Below are 20,258 nucleotides of genomic sequence, written 5' to 3'. Positions count from 1 at the left end.
ACGGCTCGAACGTTTTCGCTCGTCGCCATCGAAACAACTGTTACTGTTCGGCATCGATACACGACGTATGTCCCGTCGAATTCTCGTTCCCGTTGACAACGCACCGCAATCGGACACGGCGCTCGAACACGCCATCGAAGTCTATCCCGACTCGACCATCGTTCTGCTCCACGTTGTCGACCCCAGTGGGTGGATTTCCTCGGACGAGTTCGGGGACATCCTCTACGACGATTCCGTCGAAAAGGCGGAGAAAGCGGCCGCGGACGAGTTGCTCTCGGATATGCAGGAGACGGCCGTCGAATCTGGTACCACGGCGGAGACCGTCCGGTTGATCGGTCGTCCGGCACACACGATAATCGACTATGCGGCCGACGAGGACAACGACATCGACGCCATCGTCATGGGTAGCCACGGGCGAACCGGCCTCAACAGAATTCTCCTCGGAAGCGTGGCGGAAACGGTGACGCGACGGTCTCCGGTTCCCGTCACCGTCGTTCACTGAGGTGGGACGGCAGTTCCGCGACCTTCGTCGTACGCCCGAATCTCCCGTTATCCCTCGTCCGAATCGTCCATTATTACTCGCCTGAGTCGCCCATTATCGCTCAGTCGAATCGCCCGTTTCGCCCGCGAGCAGGCGAAGACGAACGTACTCGTCGAGTTCCTCACGGACGTCCTCGATGATGTCCCCGTTCGTCGTCACGCGCCGCGTCATCACGCCCGTGATGGTCGTCTGGAGGTACGCCGCCGTTCGTTCGGGGTTCACCTCGCGGAAGACGCCGTCGTCGATACCGGACCGGACGACGTTGGCGAACAGTTCTCGGAAGAACTCGTCGCTTCGCGTGAAGTGGTCCCGATACTTCTCGTCGTGGGCGGCCTGTGCGCGCAGTTCGACCATCGCCCGCCAGAAATCGCGGTAATCGTCGGTCATCGGCGTGCGAAACACGCGGTCGAAGATGGCGTTCAGGTGGTCGTCCGCGCTGCTCGTCGGTTCGGCGGGGATCCGCTCCCGCTGGTGTTCGAGCATGAACTCCAGAAAGTCGAGCAGGAGGTCGTCCTTCCCGTCGTAGTGGTGGTAGAGCAACGACTTGCTCTTCGGGAACTCGTCGGCGATACGCTGAATCGTGAGGTCGGCGTAGCCGTGCTTGCAGAGGGCCAGATACGTCGCCCGCATGATGGTGTCCCGCGTGTCGGTCGGGTCTTCGAGGAACGTCGGCGTCTCCGTCATCGTTGGTCGACCCCGTCGTTCGTGGTCGTTCGTGCCATCGGTCGGAACGATACGGCGGGGGCACCCCGTTTCGTGCGTCGTTCTCCGAACACGAGGGCCGTCCCGTCGAATCTGTGCATACTGTCCCTACGAATTCGACATATAAAAATTGAATGAACATTCAGTAGCGACCGTCGTACTCCGGGGGGAGGGTGAACCGGAGCGAGTCCAGTCGATGCGGTCGGATCATCCGCTCGTGGCAATACTCTTCTCGGAAGGTTTATCACTAACTAACTGTTCAGTAAGCCATAGGTGACTGAATGTTCATTCAACTTCGAGCTTCATCGCGCGCACGGAGGGTGCGGGCATGAGCACTGAAACGAGCGACGGTATCGGCCGTGAACGCCTCGTTATCCTCGGCGGACTGATGCTGGGGATGCTCCTCGGCTCCATCGACCAGTCCATCGTCTCGACGGCGCTTCCGACCATCGTCGGCGACTTGGGCGACGCGAGCAAGATGTCGTGGATCGTCACGGCCTACCTCGTGACCGTCACGGTGACGACGCCGCTCTACGGAAAGCTAAGCGACCTGTACGGACGCTCCATTATCTTCGAGACGTCCATCTCCATCTTCCTGCTCGGGTCCATCCTCTCCGGCCTCGCCGGGGAGTTCGCCGCCATCAACGACGCCGTTGGCCCGATGACTCAACTCGCGCTGTTCCGCGCGCTGCAAGGTATCGGCGCGGGCGGTCTCATCGCCATGGCGACGACCATCCTCGGCGACATCTTCTCGCCCCGCGAACGCGGGAAGTACATGAGCTACATGATGCTCATCTTCGGCGCGGCGACCATCGGTGGACCGCTCCTCGGCGGCTACCTCACCGACCACTACAGCTGGCGCTGGATCTTCTACATCAACGTCCCCATCGGGTTGGCGGCCATCACCATCACGCACTTCAAACTCGACCTCCCGACGCCGGAGGCCGACCACGACATCGACTACCTCGGAGCCGCGCTCCTCGTCTTCTCGGTCGGTGCCCTCATGCTCGTCACGACGTGGGGCGGCGACAGGTACGCGTGGGACTCCGTGGAAATCTTCTCGCTCGCCGCCGCGACGGTCGTTTTCGGCGTCCTGTTCGCCCTGCAGGAACTTCGGGTGGACGAACCCGTGTTCCCCATCCACCTGCTCGACAGGCACACCGTCGTCGGCGTCATGACGCTCAGCTTCTGTCTCGGTATCGGAATGTTCGGGGCGACCATCTACCTCCCCGTCTTCCTCCAGACCGTCTTGGGCGCGAGCGCGACGAACTCCGGGTTGCTCCTCTTCCCGCTCGTCGGCGGAATGCTCGTCACGAGCGCGGTCACGGGGCAACTCATGACCCGCCTCGGACACTACAAGCTGTTCGCCGTCGTCGGCACCGTGGTCGGCACCGTCGGCTACTGGTTGCTTCACACCATGTCCCCGGCGACGACCTCCACGGAATCGACCGCGTTCATGTTCGTCACCGGGATGGGTCTCGGGTTCGTCATGCCCGTCCTCACCGTCGCGGTGCAGAACGCCGTCGAGCGCGAGGACCTCGGCGTTGCGACGACCTCCGTCACGTTCAGTCGGAGCCTCGGTAGCTCCATCGGGGTCGCCGTCTTCGGTGCGCTCCTGACGAACCAGCTCACCCACCGCCTCTCCGACGCCTTCGGCGCGAAGGCCGGTTCGGGAACCCTCGCGGCGTCCGGCGGCAGCATCGACCCGAAGACCATCAGCGCGCTCCCGGCGGGGATACACAATGTCGTCGTCACGGCGCTGGCCAACAGCATCGACACGGTGTTCCTCGCCGGAACCGGCGTGCTCGCGCTCGCGTTCGTCGTGGCGCTCACGCTCCCCAACACGGAACTCAGCGAAGAGGCGCACGTCTCGATGGGCGAGGGTGCCGCCGAACCGATGGACGACTGACCGGCGAACTAGTCGTTTCAACGCGTTTTAGGTCGGTTCGTTTTTGAATTTTCACCGCCCTCTCGCGCCGCCGCAACCGCTTCACTCATTCATCAATTAACTCACATTCTACCGACTACCTCGACGGGACGCTGTGGACGGTAGGATGTGGAAAATTTGCGTTTCCGAACGGGTAGAATCGTCCCAGTTCACTCCACCGGCGACGGACAATCGTAGGTATCCCGGAGCGTCCCCGCGAACTGGCCGCCCTTCCGGAGCGCGATGGTGACGATGACGTACGCCCCGTCAGCGGGTCGGAGGACGAACACCTCCCGCGGCGCGTCCCCTTCCTCCTCGTTTACTCTCTCCACCAGCGGTTCGACCGGGCGGGTGCCCTCGCGGAACGCCTCGAAGACGCTCCCCCTGTCGTCCTCGGCGAACACGTAGAGGACGCCGTTGACCTCGTTGTCCGTGTTGCGCGTCACGCGACTGTTCATCGAATCGCCAGCCATCTGTGCCTCCGTCCACGTTTGCTGGGCGGCCTCGAAGACGGGTTCGATTCCGTCGGCGAAGGCGTACAGCGTTCGTCGAACCACCGAGAACGACCGAATCGTCGGTTCGCTCGTCGTCCAATCGAGGTCGGCGTCGATGCAGTAGCCGGGGTGCAGTTCGGCGACCGACGCGCCGTGGCCGTCGGTGGCGGTGACGACGGGTTCGTACGTCTCCCGGTTCAGCAGGCGGAGCGGTCCCTCCTCCGGCGCGGCGAGGACGCGGAATCGCGTGTCTTCACTCATGGTGGACGGTCCGCCCGGACGCGGGAAAAGACGCTCGCATCCGGTTCCGGTTTTCGTCACGCGACGACCGTCCGATGCGGCCGACCTATTAGGTCCCCCGTCGTACTACCCGTATGGAACACGTCGAGTTCGTCTACACCTTCGGCATGGACAAAACGGAGATCGAACGGAAGCTACGCGAGGCCGAAACCGGTGTCCTCTCGCTCGCCCGCGGCGACGACGCCTACTCCATCCCCGTCGCGTTCCACTACGACGGCGAGCGCATCCTGCTCCGGTTCGGCGTCGAGGAGGGGGGCGAAAAGCTGTCGTTCGTGGAGGGAACCGACACCGCCAGTTTCGTCGTCTACGAGTTCGCGGACGACGACTCGTGGAGCATCCTCGTGACGGGACGCCTCGTCCCGGCGTCGGATTCGCTCGACGACACGGCGATAAACGAACGGTTCATCCCGCTCAGGATCTTCGACGAGTCGATTTCGGACGTGGAACCCGAACTGTACGAACTCCGCATGGAATCGGTGACGGGACGAAAAACGTGACGAGCGGCGGGAGCGAACGACGGTGGGTTGACGGCGATGTAACGTGCGTGGACAGACGATGGGCCGAAATTCCTCGAACGGTGTCCTTTTCAGTATCGTTTCTGTCACGACTGGTATGGTTCGGACGTACGACAAGCTGGTGCGCGACCACATCCCCGACATCATCGAGGAAAACGACGAACGGCCGGTGACGCACGTCGCCGACTCGGACGAACACGAACGACGACTCGCCGAGAAGTTGGACGAGGAGGTCGCGGAGTTCCGCGAGTCGGGCGAGGTGATGGAACTGGCCGACGTGCTCGAAGTCGTCTACGCGCTGGCCGAGGGGAAGGGAATCTCGCCCGACGAACTGGAACGCCTCCGGGCAGAGAAGGCGGCCGAGCGGGGCGGTTTCGATGACGGAATCGTCCTCGAACGGGTCGAGTAAAAGCCCCTGCGTGTGCAACCCCGGCGTGGATGGCCGACGACGACGAACGTCCGTCCATGTCACGCACGACGTACACGCTCGTCGTTCGAGAGGGAGCGGGTAACGAGGGGATCATCGGCGAGGTTCGCGCCGACGGAACCATCGAGGAGTCGACTCGTCTCACCTACGGCGATTTCGGCTTGACGGCTATCCGCGACGACTGGCTCCCGAACGAACGACGGACCGAAGTCGAGGCCGACGTTCGGACGATTCGACTCCAGACAGAACGGAGCGGCGACGGCTTCTCGTTCCGTCTGCTGGGCGACGGCGAAACCATCGCAGAACAGCGAATCTCGGACGACGAGTGGCGAGTCGCCGCGGTACGATAATTCTCAGAAGAACAGCGCCGGAACAGTCTTCGAGAAGATTTTCAGCGAGATGACCAGCAGGATGCCGACAACCAGCCAGTTGAACTTTCGTTCGTCTATCTCGACGCGCCGAAGGTAGGTCCCGGCGAACAACCCGACGAGGGTGACGACGGCGAGCGTCGAACCCAGCCAGAGGTGGTAGGAAGTCATGACTCCAGTTGCCAACATCTGGGCGATTTTCGCGGTGAACACCAGACCGAGCACCATCGAGAGGCCGCCGACGTACCGTTCCGTGTCGCGCTCGAACGTGTGGAGGTACGTCGGCAAGAGCGGGCCGAGATTGGCCGCGCCGAGGAGGAACCCCTCCAAGAGGCCGACGACGCCGAGGGCGACGGGATTGTGCGTTCCCTCCACGGAGACGAACCCCTTGCCGAGTTGGAACAGGACGTAGCCGAACAGGACGAGGCCGATGAGGAACGTCACCAGCGCGCTGGTTTTGAACGCGGAGAAGAAGAAGACGCCCGCGATGCTCCCGACGAGCGCGAGGCCGATGAGCGACCACTCCCGGCGGACGAATTCGAGGCCGGTGTCCGTCTCGCCCACCTGAAAGACGTTTATCATCCACGGCGGAATCGCGAGGACGACGACGGCGATTTCGACGTTCATCACCGACGCCGCGAGCGGCGTGGCGATGAGCGCGAAGCCGAACCCGACCATCCCCTTCACCATCGCGGCCAACACGATGAGGGCGACGAAGAGCGCGAGGTCCGTCGTCGTCGCGTTCGTCTTCAGCCCGTTCGTCACGTTCTCCACGCCGGGGAAGAGACCGATTGCGGCGACGACGACCGCCACGGTCGCTATCGCCATCAGCAGTTCCCGGTACCGGAATCGACGCAAGTTCCTGACGAATTCCCCGGGGCGAATTGCTGGTTCGCTCGACATCAGTACACACCCCGCGGTGGTCGCGCGTTCGTTCTCATTACCCGTGATTGTTCCCCCGCGTAGTTAGGTGCCAGAAATCGGGAAACCGTCTCCGCGAGCGATGACGCCCCGTCTCGGGGGAGACGCCCGCGGAGACGACGGGACCGGTGAAAACGGCGAATCGGCCGCTCGTGGGGCGTCCCAGAAACCGGCAGTCCTTGCGAAACCACCCCGTCGAACCGGTTTCACACCGACAGCCGAACCGTCTCGTCGGTGATGGTGGCGATGAACTGCCGTCGCAACTCGTGAACCGACTGGTTGACGACGCCGCCCCACCCGAGTTCGTCGATGGTGTCCGGGTTCGGGTCCGCGCCAACCTCGACGTACAGCGTTCCGTTTCGAACCTCCTTTACGACGCCGAGTCCGGTTCCGTCGGCCGCGACGACGCGTTTTCCGGCCTGTTCGTCCGAGAAGTCGGAGTCCGGGTCCATCGCCCACACTTCGTGCTCGACGCCCAAACTCACTTCGGCCGCCGAAAATGGGAACACATACCCTCGCTCGCTGATGAGACTCAACAAATGTACGATGCGGTGTTGTTCGACAACGACGGCGTGCTCGTGAGACCGCCGAAACGCGAGTTGCTCCGCGAAGCGGCGGTTTCGGCGTTCGAAGAATTCGACGTGGACCCCGCGGAGGACCACCTCGACGCGGTGACGCACAGCGCCACTCCCGACGGGTTTCGGCGGGTCTGTGAGGTGTACGGGTTCGACCCGGACGCGTTCTGGAAGGCCCGCGACGGCGCCGCCTCCGAGACGCAACGTCAGGAGATAAGAGCGGGCCGGACCACGACCTACGACGACGTTGGAACGCTCTCGGATTTCGACCGACCGCTCGGCCTCGTCAGTTCCAACCAGCAGGCGACGGTGGAGTTCATGCTCGACTACTTCGAACTCGGACGCCACTTCGAGACCTACTACGGCAGACCGCCGACCGTCGAGGGAATCCGCCGCAAGAAACCCGACCCGCACTTCCTCGAACTCGCACTGTCCGACCTCGGTGTGGAAGACGCCCTCTTCGTCGGCGACAGCGAGAGCGACGTGGTCGCCGCACACAACGCCGGAGTGGACTCCGCGTTCATCCGCCGACCGCACCGCGCCGACTACGACCTCACCGTCGAACCGACGTACGAAATCGAAGGACTCCCCGAGATTTTCGACGTACTGGACTGAGGGGTGGAGGACCGAGGGTGGACCGCGGGGACGCCCGTCAGTAGCCCACCCGCGAAAGCGTCCGGTCGAGTTCCGGCAGGTACTCGTCCCCGAAGTGGTAGACGTGTGAGAGCAACGGATAGACCACGTACACGTCGCGGCGCGAGTCGAACCCGGAATCGATGCCGCGGATGTCGTCGTAGCGTTCGAAGAAGGCATCGCCGACGGTCCCCGTCCAATCCACGTACGCGAGTTCGATTTCCGCGTGGGCGTAGTACGTCGCCGGGTCGAGGAAGGCGCGGAGTTCCCCGTCGGCCGCGAGGAGGTTCGTCGTCCACACGTCGCCGTGTATCAACGAGGGTGCCTCGGGTTCGACCAGCAGCGACTCGAGGTCGGCGGCGAGCGCTTCGACCCGCTCGAACGCGGACTCCGGCAGTTCGCCGGTCTCGCGGGCGACGGACGCGGCGTGAACGAGTCGCCGGTCGCGGTAGAAATCGACCCACGAATCGGTCCACGGATTCGGCTGGCGGAGCGACCCCGTGAGCGTGTCGCATTCGAAACCGTAGGCCGGTGCGGTTTTCTCGTGGAGGGCGGCGAGGTGCGCCGCGACGTCCCGTTCGATTTCGCGGGTGATGGTCGAGTCGCCTTCGACGTACTCCAGCACGAGGAGGTCGTCCGCCCCGTATAAAACGTCGGGAACGGGAAGGCCGTGGTCGGCGAGGTGGGACAGCATGGTCGCTTCGACGGCGAGCGACGTCTCGCTCGTCTTGACGACGAGCGGCGCTCGGGAGTCGAACTCGACGCGATGCACGGTGCCGATTTCTCCCCCATCGAGTTCGCGGATGTCGGTCGGCCGTTCGTCGATGACCGTCGAGAGGCGGGACACGAGTTCGTCCATCGATTCGGATACACCCTGACGCGCGGTAAAACGCCGTTGTTTCGCCCCGCCGCGGGCGACAGGGCGACGATACCCTAGTTATTCGGAGCTTCGAGCGTTACTTCGTAGCATGGTCTACACGTGGCAGTACTACGACCTCGTGCTGGGTGGCATCCTCGCCAGCATGGTCTTCGGCGTGAGTATCGGCTATCTGACCGCCGTTTCCCTGTCGCTGTCCGTCATCGGTGCCGGGTTCGTCGCCGTCGCCATAATCGGCCACGGGCTGTTCGTGAACGGTCCGGTGGACGAACCGAGCGACTTGACGAACGAAGTCGAGACGCTGAACTGAGGGAGAATTGAGTCAGTCCGTCAGTAGACGGCGTTTCGGATGTCCTCGTCCAAATCGTCGAACGTCGAGAGGTGCACCCGACGCTCGGTCCGGAGTCGTTCCAGTTCGGACTCGTAGTCGGAAACGTTGTCCGCGACGGCGAACTCCTCGATGTCGATGCCGGGGACGGAACTCGGGACCGTGAGACCCGTCGCCTCGTCGTCCGTCCACTCGACCGTTCCGCGGGCGATTTCGCGGAGGAGGGTCACCGACTCCGTGACGCCGATGTCCTTGCCGCCGAGGTGACCGGTGTTGAGGATGTAACACTCGACGCCGAGGTCGTCGATGAGCTCGCGGAAGCGGTTGCCCTCCTCGCCTTTCGACCCGACGATGAAGGGGTTGGTGCCGACGACGCGGATGGACTCTCCGGCTTTCGACGGGTCGCCCGCGCTGGTTTCGATGGATTCGCCGAGCATGAACGCCACCGCGGCCTCCTCCGGCGTGAGCTTCGAGACCGGCGGCATCGTCGGATTGCGCGTGATGAAAAACAGTTGGTCGACCCTATCGAGGTCGATGTCGTCGCCCGACGATTCGAGCTGGTCGCGGCGGATGACGGCGCGTCCGTTGGACGTGTGGCAGTCGCTGTCGAAATCGACGGTCCCGTCCTCGTCCACGTCCACGTTTTCGAGGACCGCGGATTCGTGGGTTACCGCGTCGTACATCGCGGGCTGTTCCTCCTTGTCCAGTCCGATAGTCTTGACGTAGAGACCGTGCCCCTCGCTTCCGGCGACGCTTCCGTCGGGGAGCAGCGCGCACACGTCGTCCTGTAGCATCGTCGCCGATTCGGGGTCGTCCAGCCAGAGGCCGTGGGCGGTCAGCGTGGATTTTCCGGTCGCCGACAGGCCGAGGAACACCTGTCCGACGTCACGAAGCTCGTCGTCTTCGTCCTGTAACGTGACCCGCTTGCTTCCCGCGTGCAGTCCGAGTCCGCCCTTCTTCTTGGCGTGGAACATGAACAGCCGGAGGAAGGACTTCTTCGCCTCGCCGGTGTAGTCGCTGCCGAGTACGGCGGTCATCCCCTCCTCGGGGCGAATGCGGACGGCGATTTCGTCCCAGTCGGGTACCTGCACCGTAACGAAATCGGGTTCGCCCGGTCCATCGACCGGTTCGAAGAGGTTCGCCCACGCGAGGGCGATTCGACCGTACTTCGTCGGAACGTAGAGTCGGCATCGGTAGGAGTGGTCGGCGTGTCGGCCCATCATACGGTCGATGCATAGCATCTCGTGTTCTCGGGCGTACGTCACCGCATCCTCGATGTGCGCGAAGTCGTCCGCGTCGAACTCCTCGTCCACCGCGTTCTTCGTCTTGTCGGCGTTGCGCGACCGCTCGCGGCTGACGTAGGACGCGGAGCCGAACTCGGCCGTCGTCTCCAGCTCCCGAGAGAATTCGCGGAGCTGTTCCAAGGACGGATTGTATCGTACGTTATCGGCCTCGGTCGGATCGGGGAGTGTCGACTTCAGGGATTGGACTGACTGCCCAGTGTCTGACATCGTGCTTGAACGCCCCATCCCGAGACGTATAATTATGCACGGTTTACGGCCGTCTTAGTGCCCTCATAACCTCGATATCGGCGGAATTGTGATTTCGGACGCGAGTAAATAATCCGCGTTTCGACGGTCGGACGACCCGGGGAGAGGTCGGGGAAACGACGAGCCACGGACGCGATTCGTTCGGAATGATGTCGCCCGTGACACGCGGTATCGAGCGACACCTACCACTTAACCGTGTCCGCCACATATTCCACCTGTGAGTGAAGAAACAGGGCGTCGGAATCTCCGAATGCCAAACAACGACGAGATGTTCGCGGTCGTCACCCAGCACAACGGTGGCAACCACGTACAGCTCCGATGTAACGACGGAAAGGAACGAATGGGCCGCATTCCCGGTCGCATGAAATACCGGACGTGGATCGAAGAGGGCGACATCGTGCTCATCGAGCCGTGGGACTGGCAGGACGAAAAGGCCAACATCGAGTGGCGCTACACGAGTCAGGACGCGGACCAACTCCGTCGCGAAGGCCACATTCAATGACGCCTTCGGCGAACTGAAGCGGACTTCTCACCGGTCAATTCCGGGACACAGGATTTTCCAGCGATCGCTATTTTCGTGCGAGGATGCGATTCTGCGCACTCGGGGACCCATCGGACACGCTCGTCTCGGCCATGCCGATGACGTCAGGGCTTTAACGACTCGGTACGATTGTGGGCATGATGAGCAAGATTCGTCCCGACGAACTGGACGAGCGACTCGACGCCAACGACGCGCCGTTCGTTCTCGATATTCGACCGAGAAAGGCGTTTCAGTCGGACCATATCGACGGGAGCCGCAACGTCCCTGTGTACGACGAGCTTCGCGCGGGTAACGAGGACGCACTTCGCGGCCGTCTTGGTAAAATCCCACAAGACAGACCCGTCATCACGGTCTGTAAGATGGGCGTCGTCGCTACGCGCGCGACCAGCGTCCTCGACGACGAGGGGTACGACGCCACGACGCTCGCGGGCGGCATGAGCGGGTGGCGCGGCTATCGAAACGGGTCGCTCGGCTACCGACTTCGGTCGCTGCTCTGGCGACTGTTCTGACCGTTGAATCCGATTCGAGAATGCGTTTTCCTTCCCGTGAACGTACCGTCAGAGCCATCGCTCTCGGAGAGCGAGTGCATTGAAAGAAACGAAAGTGCGCCCTGTCGCCGTGTGGCGACGGTGCGAAAATTCGAGTTTACTGTCGAACGACGTTCTTCGCGCGCGGACCCTTGGGGGCCTGCTCGATGTCGAATTCGATTTCGGTACCTTCCGTGAGATCCTCGCCGCCAACGTCTTCCATGTGGAAGAAAACGTCCTCGTCCGCGTCGTCCGTCTCTATGAAACCGTAGCCGCCTGTGTCGTTGAAGAAATCAACTTTACCGTTTGCCATTACGATTATACACAGTCCCACGACACGGTTAAGGGTTCCGCATTCGTTTTCAAAAATCACGTTTTTTTAGACGAATTCAGTTTCTAGCCACCGGTATCTGGTCATCCGGACACGTATGGTGGGTTATTCGTGGATATGGTGACCGATTCGTCACAAGGAGCGCCGACTTCCGTGGTATCCACATAATCGTCTCGCTCCCATGGATGGGTCGCTTTCTCTCGATAGCAACTCACCGCACACGTCTCACGAGGAGCGCCACGAGAACGGCGACGACGGCGAGGCCCGCGAACAGCCAACCGTTGGGACCGCCGCCCGTCTGCCGCGTGGTGCCTGCATCGAACGCCTTCTCGGTCGTTCCGGGCGTCGCCCGCAACGTCGCCGTTGAGGTTTCCTTCGTCGTCCCGACGTCGGTGGTCGTCGTTCGAGACGTCTCCCGGTTCTCGTCGGCCGCCCTGGAGAAGGCGACGGTCCCGGCCGATACGTCGTCGATGGCGATGCCGTAAGTTCCGGGGTGGTCGCGCGTCACGTCGAACGTGACCGTTACCGTCTCCCCGGCCGGAATAGTGACGGTTCGAGCGGCCAGCGTCGTCCCGTTGGCCGTCACGGCGAGCGAGTCGTTCGCCAACCAGTTCCCTCGATTCGTGATCGTCGCGGACGCCGTGACGGGAGCGCCGACCGCGGCGGACGGTTTCGAGAGGCTCGCACCCGTCACCGAGAGCAGGTCCGCGTCCCGAAGTCCGACCGCGAACACCGACAGGCCGGGGGAGTCGGCCCGCAAGACGTACTCGCCGCCGTCTCTGCCGACCACGCTGGTGTCGAGGGCGTTCCACCTGCCGCCGTGGTACCGGTAGACCACCGCCTCGGTGGCGTCCATACCGGTCTCCTCGAAGCGGCGGGTGTCGATTCGGAATGTGAGTCCCGCGCCGTCGATGTCGGCGTCGCGGACCGAGTGGTCGACCTCGACGAACCCGACCGCGTGGCCGCCGAAGTCGGACGCGTCGCCGAGCCGGGCGGCGGAGGCGTTGACGGTCAGACTGTAGTCCATCGGCCGCTCGACGGTGAGGTTCAACCGGCTGAGGTTCACGCCGTTCGAGCCGGTCTCGTTGCCGAACGCCACGCCGACCCGCTGGTTCGCATCGGCGTTTCTCACGGAGACGTTCGTCGTCTCGTTCGTCCCGCGCGTGACATCCACGGAGAGTTTCGGGTCGTGCGCGTCGGCGTCGGTTCCCGTGGAATCGGACCCGGAACCGGTTCCGGGGCTACTGCCGTTTCCGCCGCCATCGTTTCCGCTTCCGCCGCTCCCATCACTTCCATTTCCGCCGCTCCCACCGCCGCCCCCATCGCCGCCACCGGTCCCGTTTCCTCCCGTTCCGGTTCGTGTCGTGTTGATGGTGACGCTGGCGACTTCTCCCGACGACCCGTCGTTGCCCGCGTCGTCGAGCGCTTGGTCGAGCGTCGCCGTGTAGGTACCGTCCACGCTGCCGTTGTAGGTCGCGGTGTACGACGTCCCGTTTTCGGTGAAGTCGGGCAACGTCAACGTGGCGTTCTCCGCACCGCCGATGGTGACGGTGGCGGCCGAAAGGTGGTCGGAGCTATCGAAGCCGACGACAACACGCCTGTCGGCTGGGTTGGTGGCCACGAAGTTCGAGATGGTCGGCGGGCGCGCCTGCAACGTCACGGAATCCGTCTGTCCCGCCGTTCCCTCGTTGTCCGCGGTATCCGCGAACCCGACGAGCGTCACGTCGTACTGACCGTCCGAACTCCCGTCGTAGGACGCGGTGTACGTCGTGTCGTTCTCGGCGAAGTCCGCGAGCGTCAGGGTCTCGTTCTCCGCGCCGGAGATGGCGACGTCGAGGGACGAGAGTTGCTCCGAGCTCTCGATTCGAACCCGAATTTCGTTCCCGGCGGGGTTCGTCGCGTTGACCGTCGAGACGCTCGGCGGTGTGGCGTCCACCGTGACGGTCCCAGATTCGCCGCTCGAACCGTCGTTGCCCGCGTCGTCGAGCGCTTGGTCGAGCGTCGCCGTGTAGGTTCCGTCCACGCTGCCAGTGTACGTGACGACGTAGGTCCCGCCGTTCGCCGACGGATTGCTCCGGGTCAGCGTGGCCGTTTCGGCACCGGAGACGGTGACGCGGACCGCCGAGAGCCGTTCCGAGCTATCGAAGCGCAGGCGCACCTCTTGGCGCGTCGGATTCGAGACGGAGACGTTCGAAATCGTCGGCGGCGTCGTGTCGATGCCGATGCCGTCCGTCTCGCCGGACGCACCGTCGTTGCCCGCGCCGTCCGCCGCCGCGTTCAGCGTCGCGGTGTAGTTCCCGTCGGCCCCCGAACGGTACGTCGCGGTGTACGTGGTGCCGGACCGCGAGAAGTCCGCGAGCGTCAGCGTCGCGCTCTCCGCGCCGGAGATGGCGACCTCGAGCGTCCCGAGGGGTTCGTCGCTGTCGAACGCGACCGTCAGGTTTCGCCCGCTGGGATTGGTCAGGCGGAAGTTGGACAACGACGGCGTAGTGGTATCGACGTCGGCGCTCTCTGACTGCCCGGACGCACCGTCGTTGCCCGCGTCGTCCGCCGCTACGTTCAGCGTCGCGGTGTAGTTCCCGTCGCTCGACCCCGCGTAGGTCGCCGCGTAGGTGTACGTCCCGCTTCCGGTCGCCGTCTCGGAGAAATCCGCCCTCGTCAGCGTCCCCGACTCGCTCCCCGAGACGGCCGCGGAGATAGTCGCCAACCGTTCGTCGGCGTCGAAGGTGACGGTGACGTCCTGCCCGCCGGGGTTGGTTACGGTGTAGTTTCCGACCGTCGGTGCGGTCGAGTCGATGGCGAACGTCGCGTCGCTGGCGTCGCTGCCGACGTTGCCGCTCGTGTCAGTCGCGCTGACGCGAACCGATACGGACCCGGAATCGACGGCGGGTATCGTCCAGTCTTCGGTTCCGTCATTCGCCGTGTCGGACCGGACTGTCGTCCAGTTTCCGCCGCCGTCGGTGCTGTACGCGATGGAAACCGTGTCGACGCTCACGGAATCCGTCGCGGTCCACTCGATGGGTATCGCCTCCCCGCCGCGGACGGTCGCCCCGCCGTCGGGTGCCGAGAGGGTCACCGCTGGTGCCGTGTCGTCGACGAGCACGGTTTCCGTTTGGCCGGTCGCGCCGTCGGTCCGGCCGTCGTCCGCGGTGACCAACTCGAACGTGTAGTTTCCGTCGGTCCTCCCGGTGTACGTCGCCGCGTAGGTGTATCCCCCGGTTCCGTCCGGTGTCGCGGTGAAGTCGCTCGTCGTGAGCGTGCCGCTCTCCGCGCCGCTCACCGCGACCCCCACCGCGTCGAGTTGGTCCGTCGAATCGAACGACACGTCAACGTCCATGCCTCCGGCCTTCGTCGCCGCGAAACCGCTGATGTAGGGCGGCACGTCCACGCCGAACGCGTACCCGGTCGTTCCCTCGTTCCCGACCGTATCGTTCGCCGAGACGTTCACGGTGACGGTACCGTTCGGCAGCGTCGGAATCCCCGTTCCCGTCGGGTCGATGGTGAGCGTCCCGCCGCCGAAGGACACGCCGTCAGTTGCGGTTCCGCCGCCGAACAACTGTCCGCTCGCGTTGCTGAGCGTCACCCGGATGCTCCCCTCGTCCACGTTCGTCGTCGCGTCGGCGATGTCCACGTTAATCGCCGTCCGGTTGTCCGTCACCGTTCCGGTCGGAACGGGGTCGGCGAACGTCGGTGCCGTCGTATCGACGACGAACGAGAACTCGGTCGCGTTCCCGTTGCCCGCCGTGTCGTTCGCCGAGACGGTGACGTTCACGCCGCCGTCGGCCAACCTGATTCCGGCCCCCGTCGGGTCGATGGTGAGCGTCCCGCCGCCGAAGGACACGCCGCCGTGGGCCGTTCCGACGGCGGCGAGCTTCGTTCCGTTCGCGTCGTCCACCGTGACGCGAATCGAACCGCCATCGACGCTCCCGGTCGCGTCGGCGATATCGACGGAGAGCACGGACTCGTTGTCGGTGACGGTCGCACCCTCGGGCGTCGGATTCCCGAACGTCGGGGGCGTCGTGTCCACGGTCACGCCGTCGGACTGCCCCGTCGCCCCGTCGTTGCCCGCCGCGTCCCGCGCCGCGTCCAGCGTGGCCGTGTAGGACCCGTCGCCGCCGCTCGAATACGTCGCGGTGTACTCGTACGGACCGCTCCCGGATTCGGTGAACGACCCCAGCGTCGTCGTCCCCGACGGCGTATCGAGAGCGACGGACGCCGCGTCGAGGGATTCGCTGGCGTTGAACGACACCGCGACCGTTCCGCCGCCGGTGTGCGTCACGCCGAACCCGGTTATCGTCGGCGTCTCCGTATCGACCGAGAACGCGTGGGTCGCCGCCACCAGTCCGTTGCCGATGCTGTCCGCCGCACCGGACACCGTGACGTTCCCCGTCGTCGTCTCGTCGTCGTCCGCGATGGTGACCGTCCCCGTCCACGTCGTGTCGCTGTCGAACCCGCCGCTGACGGTGTACGTTCGATTGAGGTCCGTGACTGCCACGGTCGGACTCACGCTCCGGTTCATCGCCTCGTCGAACGTGACCGTCACCGTCCGTGCGGTTCCGGCGTCCGCATCGTTGATTTCGCCGTCGCCGATGGTTATCGACGACGCGCTCGGCCGTTTCGTGTCCTTCGTCACCGTCGTCGGGGCGGCGTACCCCTCCGTGTTGGCATACCCGCCGTCGAGCGCCAGCGCGGTCGCCGTAATCGCGCCGTCGTCCAGCGAGGACACGTCGATTCCGGTGACGGTCACCGTCTCGGTTCCGGGCGTGATGCTCCGATTGGAAACGACTGCCGTCGTTCCGTCCGTCACCTTGACGCTCACTTCGTCGGCCTGTGAATTGGTAACGAAGGTCACCGTGACGTTGTAGTCGGTTCGGTTGCTCCGCGTGACGTTGCCCGCGGCGGTCGAATCGGGCTTCGCCGGTCCCGTGCTATCGACCTGAAACGTGTTCGACCCGTCGGGGGTCATCACGTTCCCCACCGTGTCGGTCGCGTTCGATACCGCGATGGTCGCCGTCCGCTGTTCGTCGTCGTCCGCGATGGTGACCGTCCCCGTCCACGTCGTGGCGTCGTCGAACCCCCCGCTGACGGCGTAGGTCCGGTTGAGGTTCGTGATTTCGACCGTCGGGGAGATGCTCTGGTTCAGGGCCTCGTCGAACGCGACGGTCACGGTCTGCTGGGTCCCGGTATCGTACGTCCCGATCGGCGCGTTCGAGATGCTGGCGTCGACCACTCCCGGGAGACCGGTGTCCTTCGTCACGCTCGCCAGTCCCGGCGCGGCGTTCGAATTCCCGCCGTAGTCGGTGAACGTCGCACCTATCGAAATCGACCCCTCGGCGAGGCCGGACGCGTCGAGGTTGCCGAACGTGACCGTCTCGCCGCTCGAATCGGCGTCGGATTCGGCCGCGACCGTCGTGCTGTTCGTCACCGCTCCGCCGTCGAGCGACAGTTGTACCGTTCCTGCCTCGTGGTCGTCCGGCAGCGTCACCGAGACGGTGTAATCGCCCTGATTGCTCGCGTTGATGTCGGACGCCGACGCGCCGGTCGGCGCGTTCGGTCCCACCGTATCCCGCAACGATTTCGCCGCCGTCACCGCGGCGTTCCCGTACGGGTCGTACACGCGACTCGCATTCGGGGCGATGGTGTCGTTCCCGAGGTCGGTCGCCGAAACGGCGGCGTCGAACGTCACCGTCGCCGTGTCCGACCCGGCCGTGTGACTCACCGAACTGATGCTCGTCGCGCCACCCCCGTTGCCGTCCGTGAACTGCAGGTCGCCCGCGGTGAGCGCGTTGCCGCCCTCATCGACGACGCTCTCGTTGAACGTGAGCACCGCGGTGGTGCTCCCGACTTCCGTCTCGATACTCTGTAGCCCTGGCGGAACCGTATCGACGGTAACGCTGTCCGTCAGCGCCGACGCCGACTGGTTGGTCGCGGCGTCGTTGCCGACCGTATCGTTGGCGAGCGTGACGTCCGCCGTGTAGTCGCCGTCGCTCGCCCCCGCGTAGGAGACGGTGTACGTGTAGGTTCCGCTGTCGTTGGTTTCGGTGAAATCGCCCTTGGTGAACGTCGTCGTCGGTTCCGGGCCGGTGAGCGAGACGGACGTTCCGTTCAACTGCTCGTTCGTCGTGAAGGAGAATTCGAGCGTTTGGCCCGACGGGTTCGTGAGGTTCACGTCGGAGACCCACGGCGCGCTGCCGTCGATGGTGACTTGGGCTGGTGTCCCGCTCGTCAGGTTATCGCCAGCGTCGAGCGTTTTATCGGGGAAGGAATTGTCGCTAACCGCATACACGTCGTACGTTCCATCCAAGCCAGCGGTCTTTCCGGCAGGAAAACGGTCGTTAAAGGAGTTATCGCTCGTGGAAACTGAGACGTTCATGTATTGTTCAGTAGCGTTGTAAAACCCGTCACCATTCTCGTCGAGGACGACGTAGATGTAGTGATCCCCGGAGAGACCGACCGTATAATAGCCAAAGGACTCTGACGGAGCAATCACCCGATCTTCGTTATTTATATAGGTGGTTATATTGGTTGCACCCCTCACCGCTGGTGGGCCAGTCCCGACGACCACCATCAAAACAAGTATAATTGAAATAAAAACTACACGAATGCGGGCGTGATTTTGTATCATGATTGTGAATTGGGTTGTGTGGTGCAATTATCAGATTCGATACTAAAGATTCGTTCATACGCTGAAGTCAGTACAGGTACAAATCAGTTGGGGTATGAAGTCGACCGAATCGTCGCCACAAATATCAACATTGCATTGTGACTTGCGGGGGGTTTCGAACTGCTCCCGTTGCCGCCGGAGGGGTGGCCGAAGATATCGGGAACGTATGCGGTTTCTCTATCTTCTACCCTACTGCCGCGAGTCGTACTCCTGATAGATGACGTGCCCGCACGCTTTACAGTGCGACGCATCCGGGTCGTGGTAGGAGAGACCACACTGGGGACACGTGACGTTGACTTTCTCCCGGTGCGCCCATTCTCGAACTATCTTCCCGGCCTGCCACGGGACGAGGATGATAGCGGCGAGCACGCCAGCCACCGTCACCCACCGGCCCATCCAGGTGAGCGGAATTATGTCTCCGAACCCGACAGTCGTGAGGGTTACGACCGTGTAGTAGAACGCGTCACCGAAGTTGTTCACGGCGGGATTTACCCGGTGCTCGACGCTGAAGAACAGGCCCGCGGAGACAAAGAAGATGACCAACACCGTCAGCAGGAGTTTCATGGTCCGGAGGGTGCCGACCGACACGGTTCCGAAGAAGAACTCCTCGTCCTGCGTAAATCGGTAGAACCGAAGCACCCGAACGACGCGAATGACCCGGAGGAACCCGATATTGATGATGATCACGGGAATAGGCAGGAACAACACGGCCATCGTCGGGAACACCGATAGCAAGTCGACCATCGTATACGGGTTCGTGAACTCCGCAAGGCGGTTCTGGGCACCGTACAGCCTGAGGACGTACTCCGCTACGAACACGAGTGCGATGCCGACTTCGAATCGCCACAGCCACGCCTCCATCGTCGCCGAAACGGAGTACGTTTGTGCGACGAAGACGCCGACGAACAGCAGGTTCAACACCAGTAGCCAGATATCGATCGCCTTCCCGAGCGGCGTTCGGTGGTCTACGAGGTAAAACTGCACCCGCTCTCGAAAATCGCGTGGTGCTCGTAGCGCTCCGTGACTCCCCATACTATGGAATACAGAGCGGGAGATAAAGAATAGCACCGACCAGTCGCTGGGTTTCCGGGGACAGGTGGGGGAGTCGTGTGAGCGAGTCGGCGGGCGCTCTTTCCTTCCGCGGCGTCCCCGTTGTGGCGCGAATTTTGCCCGAATTCCTGCTCGCTTTTCGGAATCGCCTATCCAGACTGCGCTGTCGAATCGAGTGTATCTGCCCGATGCCTGTATCGACGGTAGAGTCTATCGGCCCATGCACGGGCGTCGGGGCTATCCGTGATAGCGACGGCAGCCAGCGTTCCGCGGTCGCTGTCGAAGCCAGTGAGCACGAGCGTGTCGTCGTAGAGGGAGAAGTCGACCACCGCGTCCTCAACGATGTGCACAGTGGTATTCTGATGGGCTCGAACCGTTGTGTGCAAGTCGCCGTGCTGGTTTTCGAGGCGATCGAGTACCGCTCGTGGGAGGCCCCACTCGAACTCGACGCCAGCCTCGACTCGGTCGACCGTTCGGGTGAGGGTTATCGGTGAGCCGAAACTCGTCGAGACGCCGTAGATGCGCTCGTTGGTGTTGGCAATGATGGACTCTAGGTGCTGTTCGATGGCGTAGGGTGCCTCGGAGTCAGCCTCGATGACCGTCGCGTCCGCGAACAGATGGGCGTTTGCACGCAACACTGGGGCGTCGATATAGTCCAACACCGGCCGGAGTTGTCTGGCTCCATCGAGTGCCGCCCGGAACTGTTCGATGCGATCGAGCGTCGTCGTCCCGAAGCCAGTGAGTCGATAGCCGTCGTCGACTTTTCCGAGTAGCCCCTCTTCGACGAGTTCAGTCGTCGCCCGGTACGCTGTTGTCCGCGAACAGTCCGCCCGTTCTGCGATAGTCGAGCGACTCACAGGATCATTACGACAGGCAGCCAGCATCGGAGCCCGTCGCAGCAACTGAATGTCGTCATCGAGTGCCGATTGATCCATACGCTCACATCTTCACTGTCCGATATAACGTTTCAGGAATCACCGGACTGTT

19 protein-coding genes are annotated in these 20,258 nt (G+C 63.4%); 9 read left to right on the top strand and 10 right to left on the bottom strand.

Annotated features, from left to right (window positions below; all coding sequences use genetic code 11):
- Positions 1 to 67: 67 nt before the first annotated feature.
- The gene (locus tag B208_RS0106805) at positions 68 to 502 is read left to right on the top strand and encodes a universal stress protein (protein WP_007977976.1); all 435 of its coding nucleotides are present in this window, start codon (positions 68 to 70) and stop codon (positions 500 to 502) included.
- Between the two features lie 93 nt (positions 503 to 595).
- Here B208_RS0106805 and B208_RS0106800 read toward each other — a convergent pair whose 3' ends face one another.
- Complete coding sequence (locus tag B208_RS0106800) at positions 596 to 1,225, bottom strand: TetR/AcrR family transcriptional regulator (protein WP_007977974.1); 630 nt, start codon at positions 1,223 to 1,225, stop codon at positions 596 to 598.
- A 346-nt stretch (positions 1,226 to 1,571) separates the two neighbouring features.
- Between B208_RS0106800 and B208_RS0106790 the strand changes: the two genes are divergently transcribed.
- On the top strand, positions 1,572 to 3,152 hold the full coding sequence (locus B208_RS0106790; protein ID WP_007977971.1) for an MDR family MFS transporter: 1,581 nt from the start codon (positions 1,572 to 1,574) through the stop codon (positions 3,150 to 3,152).
- Between the two features lie 188 nt (positions 3,153 to 3,340).
- On the opposite strand, the gene B208_RS0106785 is transcribed toward B208_RS0106790, so the two are convergent.
- The gene (locus tag B208_RS0106785; protein WP_007977969.1) at positions 3,341 to 3,925 is read right to left on the bottom strand and encodes a DUF6663 family protein; all 585 of its coding nucleotides are present in this window, start codon (positions 3,923 to 3,925) and stop codon (positions 3,341 to 3,343) included.
- 113 nt (positions 3,926 to 4,038) lie between these two features.
- Here B208_RS0106785 and B208_RS0106780 point away from each other — a divergent pair, with 113 nt between their 5' ends.
- The 3 genes from B208_RS0106780 (at position 4,039) to B208_RS0106770 (ending at position 5,256) form a co-directional block, all read left to right on the top strand.
- Positions 4,039 to 4,461 (top strand): pyridoxamine 5'-phosphate oxidase family protein, encoded by a 423-nt coding sequence (locus B208_RS0106780; protein WP_007977967.1) that lies wholly within the window; start codon positions 4,039 to 4,041, stop codon positions 4,459 to 4,461.
- Positions 4,462 to 4,576: 115 nt separating this feature from the next.
- Positions 4,577 to 4,888 (top strand): nucleoside triphosphate pyrophosphohydrolase, encoded by a 312-nt coding sequence (locus B208_RS0106775; protein ID WP_007977965.1) that lies wholly within the window; start codon positions 4,577 to 4,579, stop codon positions 4,886 to 4,888.
- Between the two features lie 56 nt (positions 4,889 to 4,944).
- Entirely contained in the window at positions 4,945 to 5,256 is a 312-nt protein-coding gene (locus tag B208_RS0106770) for a hypothetical protein (RefSeq protein ID WP_232423744.1), read from the top strand.
- 3 nt (positions 5,257 to 5,259) lie between these two features.
- On the opposite strand, the gene B208_RS0106765 is transcribed toward B208_RS0106770, so the two are convergent.
- Both B208_RS0106765 and B208_RS0106760 read right to left on the bottom strand, forming a co-directional pair.
- Positions 5,260 to 6,177, bottom strand: a complete 918-nt coding sequence (locus B208_RS0106765) for a sulfite exporter TauE/SafE family protein (protein WP_018128782.1) — start codon at positions 6,175 to 6,177, stop codon at positions 5,260 to 5,262.
- 224 nt (positions 6,178 to 6,401) lie between these two features.
- Positions 6,402 to 6,704 (bottom strand): hypothetical protein, encoded by a 303-nt coding sequence (locus tag B208_RS0106760; RefSeq protein ID WP_018128781.1) that lies wholly within the window; start codon positions 6,702 to 6,704, stop codon positions 6,402 to 6,404.
- 30 nt (positions 6,705 to 6,734) lie between these two features.
- Between B208_RS0106760 and B208_RS0106755 the strand changes: the two genes are divergently transcribed.
- A complete protein-coding gene (locus B208_RS0106755; RefSeq protein WP_007977958.1) occupies positions 6,735 to 7,385 on the top strand; it encodes an HAD family hydrolase in 651 nt (216 codons plus the stop codon).
- 37 nt (positions 7,386 to 7,422) lie between these two features.
- Here B208_RS0106755 and B208_RS0106750 read toward each other — a convergent pair whose 3' ends face one another.
- Positions 7,423 to 8,262, bottom strand: coding sequence for a fructosamine kinase family protein (locus B208_RS0106750; protein WP_007977956.1), 840 nt, complete (start codon positions 8,260 to 8,262; stop codon positions 7,423 to 7,425).
- Positions 8,263 to 8,371: 109 nt separating this feature from the next.
- Between B208_RS0106750 and B208_RS0106745 the strand changes: the two genes are divergently transcribed.
- Entirely contained in the window at positions 8,372 to 8,590 is a 219-nt protein-coding gene (locus B208_RS0106745) for a hypothetical protein (RefSeq protein ID WP_007977954.1), read from the top strand.
- A 20-nt stretch (positions 8,591 to 8,610) separates the two neighbouring features.
- Here B208_RS0106745 and B208_RS0106740 read toward each other — a convergent pair whose 3' ends face one another.
- Entirely contained in the window at positions 8,611 to 10,119 is a 1,509-nt protein-coding gene (locus B208_RS0106740) for a phosphoenolpyruvate carboxykinase (ATP) (protein ID WP_026177766.1), read from the bottom strand.
- Between the two features lie 256 nt (positions 10,120 to 10,375).
- Here B208_RS0106740 and eif1A point away from each other — a divergent pair, with 256 nt between their 5' ends.
- Positions 10,376 to 10,660, top strand: coding sequence for a translation initiation factor eIF-1A (gene eif1A, locus B208_RS0106735; protein WP_007977950.1), 285 nt, complete (start codon positions 10,376 to 10,378; stop codon positions 10,658 to 10,660).
- Positions 10,661 to 10,839: 179 nt separating this feature from the next.
- Complete coding sequence (locus B208_RS0106730) at positions 10,840 to 11,208, top strand: rhodanese-like domain-containing protein (RefSeq protein WP_026177765.1); 369 nt, start codon at positions 10,840 to 10,842, stop codon at positions 11,206 to 11,208.
- Between the two features lie 136 nt (positions 11,209 to 11,344).
- Here the strand turns inward: B208_RS0106730 and B208_RS0106725 are convergent, their stop codons facing one another.
- From B208_RS0106725 to B208_RS0106710, 4 genes are all read right to left on the bottom strand, one after another.
- Entirely contained in the window at positions 11,345 to 11,539 is a 195-nt protein-coding gene (locus B208_RS0106725) for a cold-shock protein (protein ID WP_007977946.1), read from the bottom strand.
- A 229-nt stretch (positions 11,540 to 11,768) separates the two neighbouring features.
- Positions 11,769 to 17,930, bottom strand: coding sequence for a PGF-pre-PGF domain-containing protein (locus B208_RS0106720; protein WP_232423743.1), 6,162 nt, complete (start codon positions 17,928 to 17,930; stop codon positions 11,769 to 11,771).
- Between the two features lie 480 nt (positions 17,931 to 18,410).
- Complete coding sequence (locus tag B208_RS0106715) at positions 18,411 to 19,253, bottom strand: ion transporter (protein WP_026177764.1); 843 nt, start codon at positions 19,251 to 19,253, stop codon at positions 18,411 to 18,413.
- 167 nt (positions 19,254 to 19,420) lie between these two features.
- Entirely contained in the window at positions 19,421 to 20,206 is a 786-nt protein-coding gene (locus B208_RS0106710) for a helix-turn-helix transcriptional regulator (protein WP_232423742.1), read from the bottom strand.
- Positions 20,207 to 20,258 lie beyond the last annotated feature (52 nt).

The sequence above is a fragment of the Haladaptatus paucihalophilus DX253 genome (assembly GCF_000376445.1).
GTDB lineage: Archaea > Halobacteriota > Halobacteria > Halobacteriales > Haladaptataceae > Haladaptatus > Haladaptatus paucihalophilus.
The sequence above is the reverse complement of the archived record's forward strand: the minus strand, read 5'-3'. Positions and strand labels throughout refer to the sequence as shown.